This is a genomic window from Streptomyces sp. NPDC087270 (assembly GCF_044744625.1).
In the GTDB taxonomy this organism is placed as follows: domain Bacteria; phylum Actinomycetota; class Actinomycetes; order Streptomycetales; family Streptomycetaceae; genus Actinacidiphila.
The window spans coordinates 242215-256197 of sequence record NZ_JBIUYR010000003.1; the positions used below are offsets into that span (position 1 = coordinate 242215).

Here is a 13983-nt window from a genome sequence, read left to right on the forward strand (position 1 = left end):
AGAGAACTGAAAGGTGGTTCTTTCACCGGCGCAGGGTGAAGCCGCCGGGCGGTGCACGGACCGTCGCGTCAGTGCGCCGCGGCGGTCAGTCCGGCGCGGTGGATGCGGGTGTGCTCGGCGACGCGTCGGCCGAGGTGGCGAGCGGTGTTCAGGTCCGCGTCGTGGACCGCGGGGGTGTCGTTGAAACTCTGTGCGCCGGCCCCGAGGTAGAAGCCGAGGCGGTTGTCGTCCTGAGGGCTGGATGTGGTGGTGTTCCAGCCCGGCAGGAGGTTCAGGCTCACCCACAGCATTCCGTGCTGGGCCGCCAGGAGCGAGAGGTACTGCAGGGTGTGCAGTTTGTCGCCGCTCATGGAGCCGGAGTTGGTGAATCCCGCCGCGAGCTTGTCGCTCCAGGCGCGGGTCATCCACCGCTTGCTGCTGGCCTCGGCGAAGGCGTGGAACGCCCCCGACGCGCTGCCCATGTAGGTGGGGGTGCCGAAGATGATGGCGTCCGCAGCGTCCATCAGTTCCCAGTCGGCGTCGCCGAGGGAGGCGACGTCCACGCGGTGGACGTGGGTCCCGGCGACGGAGCGTGCGCCGTCCGCGACGGCCGTGGCGATCTGCGCGGTGTGGCCGTAGCCGGAATGCGACGCGATGACGATCGAGATATCGGACATGGGTGTTCCTCTCCTGCCGCGACGGCGGCGTGTTCGGTGGTGGTGCCGGCGGACGACGAGCTGCCCGCTGCGGCGGTCGGCCGCACTGCTCCACGGGCGGGGGACCGACAGCCCCGGTCGGGGCGCGGCGCATGCCCGGGTCCCACGGGCCGGTGCCGAGCGGCATCAGCGTGGATCGTCGTTCCGCTTGAAACAGTAGCACCGATAAGGCGGCGATACGAAAAATGGGATATCGTTGTTCCATGAACGAGGGACGACGCGCCGCGCGGCGCCAGGTACTGCAGGTGGCCGCCAAGCTTTTGGAGGAGGGCGGCAGCGAAGCGGTCTCCACACGCGCCGTCGCCGCAGCCGCGGGCATCACGGCCCCCGCGCTCTACCGGATGTTCGACGACAAGGACGGACTCCTGGCCGAGCTTGCCGCCTACGGGTTCGAGATGTACCTGGCCGAGAAACGGGAGGCGCTGGCGCTGACCCCCGACGACCCGGTCGCCGACCTCTACCGCGGCTGGGACCTGCACGTCGACTTCGGACTGCGGCACCCCGCGTTCTACATGCTCATGTACGGCACCGTGCAGCCCGGGCGGCGGCCCCCGGCCGCGGACGAGGCGCACGCCCTGCTCGTGAGGCTGCTGGGCCGGGCGGCCGACGCCGGGCGCCTTCGGGTTCCGGTGGAGCAGGCGACCCGCGTCATCCACGCGGCGACAACGGGTGCGACGCTGGCGCTGATCGGCGAAGAGTCCGCGGAGCGGGACCTGACCACTTCGGCACGGCTGCGGGACACCGTCATCGCCTCGGTCACCACGGACCCGCCCGCCTCACCCGGCTCGGACCTGGCCTCACGCGCACTCGCCCTCGATGCCGCACTTCAGACGGCGCTCACCACCGGGCCCTCAGCCGCGGGCGCCGGGGTACCTCTGCGAGACACGGAGACGGCTCTGCTGCGCGAATGGCTGCAGCACCTCGCAGGCTGAACCGGCCGCCCGCCCCTCCGTCCGCGACGGAACTTCACAGATCACCGGTCCCGACACAGCTGCTCACTCCCGAAGGATGCGAGGACGCCCCGATCCTGGGCAGGGAAAGGCGTCGCCAGCGTCTGCGCCGCTGAAGCCACGCCACCAAGCGGGCACCGCGCCGGCGGCTTTGGGGCTTGCCTCGGCGCTGCCCCGGCCTGGACGGCGTGCCGAACCGCGTGCGGTCCCCCGTGTTGTCCTCGCGCCGACGTGCGCCGTCGCGCCGTGGGCGCCGGCGCACGTCGGCGATCAGGGCGGCCGCGGGTGCGGGTCCCGCCGCTCATCGCGCGGTCGCGCTCGCCGGGCGCGCGATGGTGGCCCCGCCGGGCGCCCACGGCGGCGCTGGTGCCGATGGGAGCGGTGGGCCGCCCGGCGGCCGTGGCGGGAGCGGCACTGATCAACCGCCGCGGCCCGGGCGTCCCGGGCACCCTGGGCGACGATGATCGGCCGAGTCCTTGACAGCGGGAGCGGTTGCTGGTTCGTTGACACTGAGACCAAACCGAACGATCGGTCGGCAGGGGGTCGGTCGGCGCGGCGATCGGCATGCCGGTCGGCGCGGAGTGACCGGAAGTGCGAGGGAGAGCGGCATGAGCGGGAGCGTCCCGGACGAACTGCTGGACCCGGCGGAGCGGATGGGGCCGGACGAACTGGGCGCCCTCCAGCTGGAGCGGTTGCGGGCGACGCTGCGGCACGCGTACGACCACGTGGAGCCGTACCGGCGGAAGTTCGACGCGGCCGGGGTGCGGCCGGAGGACTGCCGGAGCCTGGCGGACCTGGCACACTTCCCGTTCACCACGAAGGCGGACCTGCGCGCGGCGTACCCGTTCGGGATGTTCGCGGTGCCGATGGCCGAGGTGCGCCGGCTGCACGCGTCGAGCGGGACCACCGGGCTGCCGACGGTGGTCGGCTACACCGAGCACGACCTCGCGGCGTGGGCGGAGGTGGTGGCCCGCTCGATCAGGGCGGCGGGCGGCCGCCCCGGCCACAAGGTCCATGTGGCGTACGGCTACGGGCTGTTCACCGGCGGCCTGGGCGCGCACTACGGCGCCGAGCGGGCCGGCTGCACGGTGATCCCGGCGTCCGGCGGGATGACGGCGCGGCAGGTGCAGATCATCCGGGACTTCGAGCCGGAGATCATCATGATCACCCCGTCGTACATGCTGACGCTGCTGGAGGAGTTCGAGCGGCAGGGCATCGATCCGCGCAGCACCTCGCTGCGGGTGGGGATCTTCGGCGCGGAGCCGTGGACGGAGGGGATGCGGGCCGAGATCGAGGAGCGGTTCGCGATCGACGCGGTGGACATCTACGGCCTGTCGGAGGTGATGGGGCCCGGGGTGGCGCAGGAGTTCGCCGAGGGCAAGGACGGCCTGCACATCTGGGAGGACCACTTCCTGCCGGAGGTGGTGGACCCGATCACCGACGCGGTGATGGCACCGGGCGAGGGCGGCGAACTGGTGCTGACCTCGCTCACCAAGCAGGCGCTGCCGGTGATCCGCTACCGCACCCGGGACCTCACCCGGCTGCTGCCGGGCACCTCGCGCCCGGCGATGCGCCGGATGGAGAAGGTCACCGGCCGCTGCGACGACATGATCATCCTGCGCGGGGTGAACGTCTTCCCCAGCCAGATCGAGGAGATCGTGCTGCGCACCCCCGCGGTCGCGCCGCACTTCCGGATCGAGCTGACCCGGCCCGGCCGGATGGACCACATGGCGGTGAAGGTCGAGGCGCGGGCGGGCGCGGGGCCCGAGCAGCGGGCGGCGGCCGCCGCGTCGATCGCCCGCGGGGTGAAGGACGGCGTGGGGGTGACGGTCGAGGTCACCGTGGTCGACCCGGAGACGCTGGAGCGTTCGGTCGGCAAGATCCAGCGGGTCGCGGACCTGCGGGACCTGCGCGACCGTCCCTGACCGCACGCCCCCGGGCGCGCGGGGCCGGGGGCGCGGGGCGGTGGCGTGGGGCCGGGGGCGTACGCGGGCTCGGGGCCGGGCGGTCCTGGGGTCGTGCGGTCATACGGGTGACGCGGGTCATACGGTCATCCGTCCGCCGGAGGTGCGGGCGGGGCGAGGCGGCGCAGGGCGACCTCGGCGAGCAGGGCCGCGCCGTCGGCGAGGACCGCGTCGTCGAAGAGCGCTTCGGGCGCGTGGTTGCCCGGCGCGGTGGCCGGGTCCCGGCCGGGCGGGCAGGCGCCGAGGCTCGTCATCACCCCAGGGACCTCCGCCAGCACCCGGCCGATGTCGTCGGAGACCAGCGCCGGACGGGTGGTGCGGGTGAAGCGTTCGGCGCCGAAGAGGTCGGCCACGGCCCGGCCCACCAGGTCGGCCTCGGCGGTGTCGTTCACGGTCGCCGGATAGCCGGGGGCGTACGTGACCGACACCTCCAGGCCGTGGGCCGCGCCGATGCCGCGGGCGGTGCGCTCGGCCTCCTCGGCGAGCCGGGCGAGCGTGGCGTCGGACAGCGCGCGCAGCGTCGCCTCGATCGTGGCCGTCGCGGGGATGATGTTGGGCCGGGTGCCCGCGTGCACGGTGCCGACGGTGAGCACCACCGGGTCGAACGGGTCGAACCGCCGGGCCGGCAACGCGCCGAGCGCGGTGACGAGTTCGGCCAGCGCGGGGATCGGGTCGCGGCTGCGGTGCGGCCACGCTCCGTGGCCGCCGGCGCCGTGCAGGGTGACCGCCAGCGTGCCGTTGGCGGCCAGCGCGGGCCCGGCCGTGTTGCTGAAGTGACCCGCGGGCGCGGACGCGCTGGAGTGCAGGGCGTAGGCCGCCACCGGACGGCTCCCGGTGGTCTCCAGCAGCCCCTCTTCCAGCATGAGCCGCGCGCCGTCGTGGCCCTCCTCCCCCGGCTGGAACATCAGCAGCACGTCGCCCGCGAACCGGTCGCGCCGGGCGGCGAGCAGGTGCGCGGCCCCGGCCAGCATCGCGGCGTGCTGGTCGTGGCCGCACGCGTGCCGGGGGCCGTCGGCGAAGGGGAGCGCGTCCAGGTCGGCACGCAACAGCACCGTGGGCCCCGGCCCCGTACCGGAGACCACCGCCACCACGGAGCTGAGCGCCGTGCCGGTACGGGTGCTCAGGCCCAGCCCGTCGAGGGCGGCGAGTACGGTCTCCTGGGTACGGGGCAGGTGCAGGCCGGTCTCCGGGTGCTCGCGGACGGCGTGCCGCAACCGGTCGAGGCCGAGCGAACGGGCCTGCTCCACCAGGTCGTTCATCAGGCGGTGCCCCGCAGTGCGGGCAGTACGGTCTCGGCGATGCGGTAGGACTCCTCCAGCAGCGGGTTGCCGGACAGGATGAAGGTGTCCACGCCCAGGTCCTGGAACTCCCGCAGCCGGTCCACGACTTGGGCGGTGCTGCCGACGACGGCGGTGCCCGGGCCCGGGCGGAACAGGCTCATGCCCGGCCACAGGTTGGCGTGCTTCTCCAACTCCCGTGCGTGCTTGGGCACTCGGCCGCCGTGCTGGCGGAACTGCCGGGCCCAGCCCTCGCCGTCCTTGCTCTCCGGGTCGCCGAGCATCCGGGTGTACGTCGCCTGGCTGGTGACGTCGAGCAGCCGGTCGGCGGCGGCCCACGCCTGCTCCTCGGTGTCGCGCACGATGAGGTGCAGCCGCAGGCCGAGCCGCAGTTCGCGGCCGTAGTGGGCGGCGCGCTCGCGCACCCGGTCCAGCTTCTCCTTCAGCAGGTGCGGCGGTTCTCCCCAGGTGAGGTAGACGTCGACATGCTGGGCGGCCATCTCGATGCCGGGGGCGGAGGAGCCGCCGAACCACAGCGGGGTGTGCACGCCGCCCTGGATCGGGGCCAGTTCGCGCAGGCCCGCGCCGGCGCCGGTCAGCTCGTAGAAGCGGCCCTTGTGGTCGAAGACCTCGCCTGCGGTGAGCCGTTTGACGATGTCCCAGTACTCGGCGCTGAGTTCGTACCGCTCGTCGTGTTCGAGTTGCAGGCCGGCCTGGCGCAGCGCTTCGGTCGAGCCGTTGACGACGTTGAAGCGCAGCCGGTCGGGGCCGAAGAGGTGGGCGAAGCTCAGTGCCATCTTGGCGAGCATGGTCGGGGAGATGAGGCCGGGGTGGACCGCCAGCAGCGGCTTGAAACTCGGCCGGGTCTGTGCGGCGACCGCGCTGGCCAGCGGCCACACGTCGTACAGGTCGGTGGCGAACAGCGCGCCGTCGTAGCCCAACCGGTCGACGGCGACGCCCAGTTGCTGGAGGTAGGCCAGGTCGATGCTGCGGCGGCCGGCGGGCTCCCAGGGGTAGGCGCCCTCGCGCGGGATGATGTACCAGAGGATCTCGGGGCTGGGCACGGTCACTTCTCCGGGGCTTCGCGGGTCTCGGCGGCGGCTGCGGCGACCGCTGCGGACGTTTCGGACGGGGCGGTTTCCGACGGGGCGGGGGTGAGGGATCGCGCGGCGACGGCGTCGAGGCCCGGGTGGCGGGCGTCCGCGACGGTGATCGGGCGGGGCAGGAAGCCGGCCGCGGCGAGGATGTCGGCGGCCTCCTGCTGCTCGGCGACGAAGCCGGCGGAGACCGGTTCGAGCTGCCAGGGCAGCGCGGCCAGTGCCTCGCGCCAGTCCGCCGCGCTGCCGCCCTGGTCGGCCGCGGCGATCTCGGCGGCCTCGTCCAGGTGGCCGGCCGCCCAGGTGTCCGCGGCCTGGAGCGCCCGGACGATCAGGCCGACCAGATCGGGGCGGCTGTCGGCGAGTTCACGGCGGGTGAAGAACACCGAGCGGTCGGCGATCAGGTCGCCCGCCTCGGCCAGGGTGCGCACCCGGCCGTCGCGGCGCGCGGCGGCCAGTTCGGCGCCCTGGCCCACCCAGGCGTCGATGCCACCGTCCAGCAGCCGCGCGTAGGAGCCGGCGCCGGACCGCTGCGCGGTGATGTCGGCGCCATAGGAAAGGCCGTGCTGGGCAAGGGACTTGGCGACGAAGTGGGTCTGCCACGAGCCGATCGCCAGGTGTACGGTGCGGCCCTTGAGGTCGGCCAGGGAGGCGATGTCGCCGTCCGCGCGGACCAGCAGGGCACCGTGGCCCGGACGCGGCGCCGACACGGCGGCGTAGACGAGGTCGTGGCCCGCCGCCTGGGCCGACAGCGGCGGGGTGGAGCCGGTGCCGCCGAAGTCGATGGTGCCGTCGGCCAGCGCGGCCGCGGTGTCCAGGCCGCCGATCCGGTGCCAGGCGACGGTCTCGCCCGACGGGCGCAGCGCCTCTTCGAGCAGGCCGAGCCGGGAGAGGTGGTACAGCGACGGATTGGCCTGGTGGACGCCGATGTTGACGGTCATGCGGAGGACTCCTCGGGGGTGGTGGAACCGGTCGTGGGTGCGGTGGTGCGGGCGTCGGCGGGGCCTGTCACGGGGGCCGGGCCGGAAGTGGCGCCCGGGTCGGCGCCGGGGTCGAGGTGCTTGCCGGCGGGGTGCTCCCCCGTGGCCGGCGCGCCGGGCCCGGCGGCGGACCGGCCGTGCCCCACGCCGAGTTCGGCGAGCAGCCGGGTGCGCAGGGCGGCGAACCGCGGGTCGGCGCTGTCGCGCGGGTGGTCGATGGCGATCCGCTCGTCGGACGCCAGCCGGCCGTCGCGCAGGACGGCCACCCGGTCGGCCAGGCGGATCGCCTCGTCGACGTCGTGGGTGACGAGCAGCACGGCGGGCTGGTGACGGCGGCACAACTCGCCGACCAGGTCGTGCATCCGCAGCCGGGTCAGCGCGTCCAGGGCCGCGAACGGCTCGTCCAGCAGCAGGAGTTCCGGCTCGCGGATCAACGCCCTTGCCAGCGCCACGCGTTGGGCCTCGCCACCGGACAGGGTGGCCGGCCAGGCGTCGGCGTGCCGGTCAAGGCCGACCTCGGCAAGGGCGCGCCGGCCGGTCTCCTTGGTGCGGGTGCCGCGCGGCAGGGCGACGGTGACGTTGGCCAGCACCTTCTTGGACGGCACCAGGCGCGGCTCCTGGAAGACGACGGTCCGCGACTCCGGGACCAGCACGGTGCCCTCGTCGTGCCGGTCCAGGGCGCCGATGATCCGCAGCAGGGTGGTCTTCCCGGTGCCGCTGGCGCCGAGCAGGGCCAGGAACTCGCCCTGGGCGATGTCCAGATCGAGGCCGTCGAGCACATGCCGGGTGCCGAAGGTGCGGCGCAGCCCGCGGATGCGGACGGCGGCCCGACCGCCGGTGCGGTCCTGGGCGCCGGTACGGTCCTGCGCCTCGGTGTCGGCGTCGGCCTGGACCTGGGCGTGGCCGGGGTCCTGGCTGCGGTCGTGGCTGCGGTCGTGGTTTGCGTGGGCGCCGACGGCGCCCGCGAGGGTCTCGCTCATCGTGCGGCCCCCTGAGTGCGCCAGGGCATGAGCAGCCGTTCCAGCAGCCGGGCGCTGCCGTCCGCGACCAGCCCGATCAGGGCGTAGATGAGGATGCAGACGGTGAGGATGTCGGTGCGGCTGTACTCCTGCGCCGTCGACATGAGGTAGCCGATGCCGGCGGTGGAGTTGATCTCCTCGGCCGCGATCAGGGCGATCACGCTGAGGGTCATCGACAGCCGCAGCCCGGACAGCAGCGCGGGCAGCGCGCCGGGGAGCACCACCTCGCGGACCAGCGCCAGCCGGCCCATGCCGAAGCTGCGCATGGCCTCCACCAGCTTCCGGTCGGTGTTGCGCACCCCGCCGGCGGCCGAGACGTACATCGGGAAGCTGGTCGCCACCGCGATCAGCACCACCCGGGCGGTCTCGCCGATGCCGAACCAGACCATGAACAGCGGGACCAGGGACAGGAACGGGATGGTGCGCAGCAACTGCATGGAGGAGTCGAGCAGTTCCTCGCCGAGCCGGGAGAACCCGGTCAGCACGCCGAGCACCAGCCCGGCCGACGCGCCGATCAGCAGGCCGAGGCCGGCCCGGGTCAGCGAGACGGACAGCGCGTCGCCGAGTTGGCCGCTGGTCCACAACTCCTTGAACGCGGAGAGCACCTGGCGCGGTGAGGCCAGCAGCGACGGGCTGAGCGTGCCCGAGGCGGAGGCCCAGATCCAGACCAGCACCAGTGCCACCGGGCCGAGCAGCCGCAGCCCCAGGCTCAGTGCGCGCGGCCGCGGCCGGACCACCTTCGGGCGCGGTGCGACCAGCCCGGGTGCCGCCGGGTCCGTGGACGTGCCGATGGCCACGCCGCTCACTTGGCGCTCGCAGCGGTCTTGTCGATGTCGATCACGTACGGCTTGACGTCGAAGACACCCTTGGTGATCTTCTGGTCGGCGAAGAACTGCGCGACGGTGGCGAAGTGCGCCAGCTGGGTCGCGCCGATCGGCTGCGCGGTGCCGAGCGCCTTGTCGATGGGCAGTTCGACCGCCCGCTGGGCGGGGGTGACGGCCTCCGGGCCGGAGTCGGTCTTGACGTTGAGGTACGCCTCGGGGTTCTGCTGCTGCTTCAGTCCGGCGTCGTGCAGGTAGTCGTAGAGCGCCTTGACGACCTCCGGGTGCTGGGTGGCGAAGCTGTTGCGGACCGCCCAGACGGCGTAGTTGTCCGAGCCGACCTGGCCGCCGGTGGTCAGGAAGCGCGCGCCGGAGTTGGCGAGGGCCGGGATGGAGTACGTCGCCCACGTCGACCAGGCGTCCACCTGGCCGGAGTTGAAGACCGGGCCGATCTGGTTGGGCTGGAGGTAGACCCGCTTGACCTTGTCGGCCGGGATGTGCGCCTGCTGGAGGGCCTTGAGCAGCAGGTACTCGCTGGTACCGCCGTGCCAGACGGCGACCTTCTTGCCGACCAGGTCGCTGACGCTCTTGATGTCGGAGTTCTTCTTCACCAGGATGCCTTCGCCCAGCTCGTCGGGGTCGACGGCGGAGAAGAGCTTGAAGCCGGGTGTCTGGGCCAGTGCGGCGATCGCGGAGGTGATGGAGCCCTCGGCGAAGTCCAGGGCGTTGGCGTCGAGTTCCTGTGCGGCGGGGGCGAACGCGCCGGCGGTGCCGGTCCAGGCCACCTTGGCGTGCACCTTGGCCAGGGCCTTGGCGAGCGAGCCGTCCTTGCGTCCGAGGGCGAGCACTCCGGAGTTGCCGCCGTCGGGGATGCGGACGGTGATGGTCGCGCCGCTGCCGCCGGCGTCGGCGCGGGCCGAGCCGGTGGAGGACGAGGAGCAGGCGGCCAGGGCCAGCGCGGCGAACAGGGAGGTGGTGGCGAGGGCTAGTTGACGGACGTTCACGGAAGGTCTCCAGGAAGTGGCGGGCCGTGGTCGGCGCGGGTTCAGGGGGTGGCGGAGGCGGTGCCGGCGGCCGGCGCGACGGCATGGGACCCGGCGGCCGGGCTCCGCGTGCCGGACGGCTGCGGGGCGGCGGGTGCGTGCGAGGTGCCGGGGGTGGGCGCGGTGGCAGTGGTTTCCACGGCAGTGGTTTCGGCGGCGGTCGCGGCCCGGGCGGCGCGCAACTCGCGGGCCCGGCGCAGGGGTTCGTGGTCCGCCCAGCCGGCGACGTCGACCGGTTCGGGCAGGAAGCCGTGCGCGTAAAGGAACCGCTCCTGCTCGGCCAGCAGCGTCAGCCGCTCCTCGCTCAGGTCGAGTCCGAGGCTGCCGGCGGTGCCCGCGCGGTAGGCGTCGGCCACCCCGTCGGGGCCGGCCCCGGTCTCGGCGCCGAGGATGCGGGCCAGGTCGCCGGGGTGGGCCGCGGCCCACTCGGCGGCGTCGAGCAGCACGGCGAGGAAGCGCGTCACGAGCTCGGGCCGCTCGTCCAACAGCCGTTGGTGGACGGTGATCGGCCGGGGTGTGCCGTTGTTCACCCGGCTGCGGCGGTCGGGGACCGCGTCCAGGTCGATCGCGACCTCGGCGCCGTAGCGGCGGGCGGTCTCGACGGCCACCGCGCCCTTGACGTAGACCGCGTCGACCCGGCCGTCCCGCAGCGCCGCCAGCTCCCCCTCCCACTGGCCCTGCCGGACCCCGGGCACCTCGACGAGCCGCGCGTCGTCCAGGGTCAGCCCGGCCAGTCCGAGGGCTCCGGCGTGGCCGTGCAGCGCCATGGCCCGCCAGAAGTCGATCGCGATGTCATGGCGCGGGACGGCCAGCCGCCGGCCGCGCAACTGCTCGGGGGTGCGCAGGTCGCTGTCCGCGCGGACCAGGATGGACTGCCGCTCCTCGATCCAGGTCAGCGCGATCACCCTGGTCGCCTCGCCGCGTGAACGCGCCCACAGCGCCGGGACGTTGCCGCCCTCGCGGAACAGCGCGGTCAGTTCGTGGGTGAAGTGGCTGCGGGGCAGGCCGTCGCTGCGCTCGTCGTCGGCGGCGTCGCGCAGCGAGCGCACGGCGATACCGTCGGGGGCGAACTCGGCGGCCAGGGTGCCGCGGTCGGCGGCGATGCCGGTGGCGGTGGGGACGGGGCAGCGGGTGAACCAGATCTCGTCCGGCTCGGACATGGGTGCTCCAGGCGGCAGTTGGGCGCGGGGATGCGGCGTGCGGGGGCGGGGCGGGGGACGCGGGGTGCGGACCGCGGGCGGCGGTGCCGGGATGGTGGTGGTGCGGCCGGTGGCCGTACGCGGAGGGGACACCGCAACGCGGGACGTCCCGCCGGTGCGGCGGTGTCGGTGCGGTCAGCGACAGCTGGCGCCGCGGGACCGGCCGAGGTCCAGGTAAAGCCGTGCGCACAGGGTCTGGTGGAAGGGGCTGAGCAGGCCGGACGTGGTCATCACGGGGTGCTCCCTTCCGTTCCTGGTGCGTGGCGTGCGGTCTGCAACGGAGGCTGGCACACACCCTCGGCCGCGGGCAACACTTCCCATGATGTGGGACGCGCTTGTGGGCGAGAGTTCACAGCCGGAGACGTGGCGCAATGTTCTGGCAACAGTTGCCAGATGGTGGCAGCCTCCGCATGCTTAGGGCCATGACGACGGATGCGCGCACGAAGCCTGCCGACGCGCCCCCGGGAGCGCAGGCGGTCACCCGCGCACTCCGGCTGCTGCACTGCTTCCGGGACAACGCGGGGGAACTCAGCGCCTCCCAACTCGCCCGCCGGATGGAGCTGTCGGCGTCCACCGCCCACCGGCTGGCCCGCACCCTGGTCGCGGCCGGCTTCCTGGAGCAGGACGAGCACACCGCCCGCTACCGGCTCGGTCCCTCCGTCGCCGAACTCGGCCAACTCTCCCTGCACCAGCGGGGCATGCACCGCGCGGTGCCCGAACTCGACGCGCTGGCAAGGGCCACGGGCACCACGGCGGACCTGGCGATCCGCAGCGGCGACCACGCGGTGATCCTGGTCGGCGGCTCGGTGAACCCGGCGGCGGGCCTGGGCCTGCGCCGCCCGCTGCACTCCACCGCGCTCGGCAAGGTGCTCCTGGCGTGGGCGCGTCCGGGCGAACGCGACCTGGCCGCCCTGCCCCCGCTGCGTGCGCACACCGACCGGACGATCACCGGACTGGACGCGCTGCGGGCCGAGTTGGAGCGGGCGCGGACGGCCGGATACGCGCTCAACGACGGCGAGTCGGCCTACGGGGTGCGCACCGCGGCGGTGCCCGTCCTGGACGCGGGCGGCCACGCGCACGCCGCGCTGGCGGTGCGCTCGACGCCCGACGTGCTCACCGACGCCCGGCTGCCCTGGTTCGTCGCCCGCGCCCGGGCCTGCGCCGCGGCGCTCGAAGTGCTGCTGCTGCCCCCGTCGCAGCGCCGGTCGCCGCTCGCGGACTGACCCGGTCGGAACCTCAGCGCGACGTCAGCTCGACCTCAGCTCGACGGCCAGAAGATCATCTGCACGGCCCACCCGAGCAGCCCGGCCACGAACAGTGCCACCACCACCATGATCAGGGTGATCGGCAGCGCGCCCCAGCCGCGGCTGAGCGGTTCGCGCTCCGGGCCGTCCAGGTCCGAGACCCCGGACTCCGCCGGTGGCGTCTCGCCGGGCCGGGGCCGGGCGTCCCCGGCGATGCTCAGCCCCTCGTCGGCCACGTGCGGGTTGGTGTGGGTAGCGGTCGCCATGGCGGCGCTCCATCCGATCGCGCGGTTCACGGGAAGATCCGTACGTCAGCCGCATACCCCGTGAAACCCGCACAAACCTCCTAACCCCCACGCCGGGCGCCCGGAAGGCACCGCGCACCCAAATGGCACCGCGCAGCCGGACGACACCGCGCGCCCGGACAGCGCAGCGCCCGCCCGCCCCCACGGAGAAGGGCCGGACGGGCGCTGCCTCAAGAACGCGGTCAGTCGATGTCGACCGGCCCGTCGGAGGAGCTGTCGCGCCTGTCCTTGCCGCCGACGTGCCCGCGCAGGGTCAGCCCGGTGCCGGGCGCCTCGCCGTTCTGCTCGCCGCCGAGGTTCTTGCGGACCGAGTCGAGGATGGTGAGGCCCTGGCTGACCAGGCCCGCCGCGATCTCGCTGAGGCCGTCGGCGCCGTTGAGCACGTTGACGTTCGCGCCCGACAGACCCGCCGACGCCTCCTTGACGATCTGCGGGAGCTGGTCGATGAGCATCCGGTCCAGCGCGACCCGGTCGTGCGACGCCGCCGCGGCGGCCTGGATACGCATCCGCTCGGCGTCGGCCACCGCCAGCACCCTGATCCGCTCGGCCTCGGCCTCGGCCGGCTTGACGATCTCCGCGACCAGCTGCTGCTGGCGCAGTTCGGCCGCGCGCAGCGCCAGTTCGGTCTGCGCGGCGAGCACCTCCTGCTGGGCGTGCGCCTGGGCCAGCGGCCCCGCCTGGGCGGCCTGGGCCTGGGCCCGGTCCACCTCGGCGCTGTACTCGGCCTGCACGACCGCGGTCTGCCGGGCGTACTCCGCCTGGTTCCGCGCCGCGACCTGCTGCGCCTCGACCGACGCCTGGGTGGCCTGCGCCTGGGCGATCTGCGCCTGCCGCTGGATGGCGGCCTTGTGCGGCGCCGACATCGCGTCGATGTACCCGGTCGCGCCGTCGTCGATCGACTGGATCTGGAGCGAGTCGACGGTGAGGCCGATCTTGCCCATCTCCGACTTGGAGGTCTCCAGTACCTCCTTGGCGAGCTTCTGCCGCTCGGTGACGATCTCCTCGACCGTCATCGACCCGATGATCGACCGCAGATGGCCGGCGAAGATCCGCCCGGTGAGGACCGACATCTGGTCCTGGTCGGACAGGAAGCGCTGGCCGGCGTTGACGATGCTCTCGTGGTCGTTGCCGACCTTGAACGCGATGACCGCCTTCACCGTCAGCGCGATGCCCTGCCGGGTCACGCAGGTCTCGGCGACCTCCGCCTCGCACAGCGCGAGGGTCAGGAACCGGGTCTTGCGGAAAACCGGCAACACGAACTTCCCGTGCCCGGTCACGACACGGAAGGGCGCACCTCCCAGCCCTCGGCGACCACCCGAGATCAGCATCGCCTCATCCGGCGCGGGTACGCGGTATCCCAACATCCATAGTCTCCTTCATGTCGCGCGG

Annotated in this window: 13 protein-coding genes; 3 read left to right on the forward strand and 10 right to left on the reverse strand. The window is 73.6% G+C overall.

The window, feature by feature from the left end:
- Positions 1–68: 68 nt before the first annotated feature.
- Positions 69–656 (reverse strand): flavodoxin family protein, encoded by a 588-nt coding sequence (locus ACIPAE_RS07860; RefSeq protein WP_366411539.1) that lies wholly within the window; start codon positions 654–656, stop codon positions 69–71.
- A 242-nt stretch (positions 657–898) separates the two neighbouring features.
- Between ACIPAE_RS07860 and ACIPAE_RS07865 the strand changes: the two genes are divergently transcribed.
- Together ACIPAE_RS07865 and paaK are read left to right on the forward strand one after the other, a co-directional pair.
- Positions 899–1627 carry a TetR/AcrR family transcriptional regulator gene (locus tag ACIPAE_RS07865; RefSeq protein WP_329373182.1) on the forward strand — a complete coding sequence of 243 codons (729 nt, stop codon included), beginning with the start codon at positions 899–901 and terminating at the stop codon, positions 1625–1627.
- A 626-nt stretch (positions 1628–2253) separates the two neighbouring features.
- Complete coding sequence (gene paaK / locus ACIPAE_RS07870; protein ID WP_402443637.1) at positions 2254–3570, forward strand: phenylacetate--CoA ligase PaaK; 1317 nt, start codon at positions 2254–2256, stop codon at positions 3568–3570.
- A 125-nt stretch (positions 3571–3695) separates the two neighbouring features.
- Here the strand turns inward: paaK and ACIPAE_RS07875 are convergent, their stop codons facing one another.
- From ACIPAE_RS07875 to ACIPAE_RS07905, 7 genes are read right to left on the reverse strand one after another with little or no spacing between them, the layout of a single operon-like run.
- Positions 3696–4868 carry a M20 family metallopeptidase gene (locus ACIPAE_RS07875; protein WP_402443638.1) on the reverse strand — a complete coding sequence of 391 codons (1173 nt, stop codon included), beginning with the start codon at positions 4866–4868 and terminating at the stop codon, positions 3696–3698.
- Positions 4868–5956: an LLM class flavin-dependent oxidoreductase gene (locus ACIPAE_RS07880; RefSeq protein ID WP_328459777.1), complete on the reverse strand. Its 1089-nt coding sequence runs from the start codon at positions 5954–5956 to the stop codon at positions 4868–4870. Before ACIPAE_RS07880 ends, ACIPAE_RS07875 begins: the two co-directional genes overlap by 1 nt.
- Positions 5953–6924, reverse strand: a complete 972-nt coding sequence (locus tag ACIPAE_RS07885) for an ABC transporter substrate-binding protein (RefSeq protein WP_329373175.1) — start codon at positions 6922–6924, stop codon at positions 5953–5955. The genes ACIPAE_RS07880 and ACIPAE_RS07885 overlap by 4 nt, the downstream gene beginning before the upstream one ends.
- On the reverse strand, positions 6921–7943 hold the full coding sequence (locus ACIPAE_RS07890; RefSeq protein ID WP_402443641.1) for an ABC transporter ATP-binding protein: 1023 nt from the start codon (positions 7941–7943) through the stop codon (positions 6921–6923). The genes ACIPAE_RS07885 and ACIPAE_RS07890 overlap by 4 nt, the downstream gene beginning before the upstream one ends.
- The gene (locus ACIPAE_RS07895; protein ID WP_328473711.1) at positions 7940–8773 is read right to left on the reverse strand and encodes an ABC transporter permease; all 834 of its coding nucleotides are present in this window, start codon (positions 8771–8773) and stop codon (positions 7940–7942) included. Before ACIPAE_RS07895 ends, ACIPAE_RS07890 begins: the two co-directional genes overlap by 4 nt.
- Positions 8774–8784: 11 nt before the next feature.
- Positions 8785–9807 (reverse strand): NrtA/SsuA/CpmA family ABC transporter substrate-binding protein, encoded by a 1023-nt coding sequence (locus ACIPAE_RS07900; RefSeq protein ID WP_329373173.1) that lies wholly within the window; start codon positions 9805–9807, stop codon positions 8785–8787.
- Positions 9808–9848: 41 nt separating this feature from the next.
- Positions 9849–11006 carry an ABC transporter substrate-binding protein gene (locus tag ACIPAE_RS07905; protein WP_402443643.1) on the reverse strand — a complete coding sequence of 386 codons (1158 nt, stop codon included), beginning with the start codon at positions 11004–11006 and terminating at the stop codon, positions 9849–9851.
- Positions 11007–11467: 461 nt separating this feature from the next.
- On the opposite strand from ACIPAE_RS07905, the gene ACIPAE_RS07910 reads away from it, so the two are divergent.
- Positions 11468–12268, forward strand: coding sequence for an IclR family transcriptional regulator (locus ACIPAE_RS07910; RefSeq protein WP_329373169.1), 801 nt, complete (start codon positions 11468–11470; stop codon positions 12266–12268).
- A 35-nt stretch (positions 12269–12303) separates the two neighbouring features.
- Here the strand turns inward: ACIPAE_RS07910 and ACIPAE_RS07915 are convergent, their stop codons facing one another.
- Complete coding sequence (locus tag ACIPAE_RS07915) at positions 12304–12555, reverse strand: DUF6480 family protein (protein ID WP_328459787.1); 252 nt, start codon at positions 12553–12555, stop codon at positions 12304–12306.
- Positions 12556–12776: 221 nt separating this feature from the next.
- Positions 12777–13958, reverse strand: coding sequence for an SPFH domain-containing protein (locus ACIPAE_RS07920; RefSeq protein WP_328459789.1), 1182 nt, complete (start codon positions 13956–13958; stop codon positions 12777–12779).
- Between the last annotated feature and the right edge of the window lie 25 nt (positions 13959–13983).

Excerpts from the sequence above, each read along its gene's own strand:
- ACIPAE_RS07860 (WP_366411539.1), bottom strand. The coding sequence starts at position 656 with ATGTCCGATATCTCGATCGTCATCGCGTCGCATTCCGGCTACGGCCAC.
- ACIPAE_RS07865 (WP_329373182.1), top strand. The coding sequence starts at position 899 with ATGAACGAGGGACGACGCGCCGCGCGGCGCCAGGTACTGCAGGTGGCC.
- paaK (WP_402443637.1), top strand. The coding sequence starts at position 2,254 with ATGAGCGGGAGCGTCCCGGACGAACTGCTGGACCCGGCGGAGCGGATG.
- ACIPAE_RS07875 (WP_402443638.1), bottom strand. The coding sequence starts at position 4,868 with ATGAACGACCTGGTGGAGCAGGCCCGTTCGCTCGGCCTCGACCGGTTG.
- ACIPAE_RS07885 (WP_329373175.1), bottom strand. The coding sequence starts at position 6,924 with ATGACCGTCAACATCGGCGTCCACCAGGCCAATCCGTCGCTGTACCAC.
- ACIPAE_RS07890 (WP_402443641.1), bottom strand. The coding sequence starts at position 7,943 with ATGAGCGAGACCCTCGCGGGCGCCGTCGGCGCCCACGCAAACCACGAC.
- ACIPAE_RS07905 (WP_402443643.1), bottom strand. The coding sequence starts at position 11,006 with ATGTCCGAGCCGGACGAGATCTGGTTCACCCGCTGCCCCGTCCCCACC.
- ACIPAE_RS07910 (WP_329373169.1), top strand. The coding sequence starts at position 11,468 with ATGACGACGGATGCGCGCACGAAGCCTGCCGACGCGCCCCCGGGAGCG.
- ACIPAE_RS07915 (WP_328459787.1), bottom strand. The coding sequence starts at position 12,555 with ATGGCGACCGCTACCCACACCAACCCGCACGTGGCCGACGAGGGGCTG.
- ACIPAE_RS07920 (WP_328459789.1), bottom strand. The coding sequence starts at position 13,958 with ATGTTGGGATACCGCGTACCCGCGCCGGATGAGGCGATGCTGATCTCG.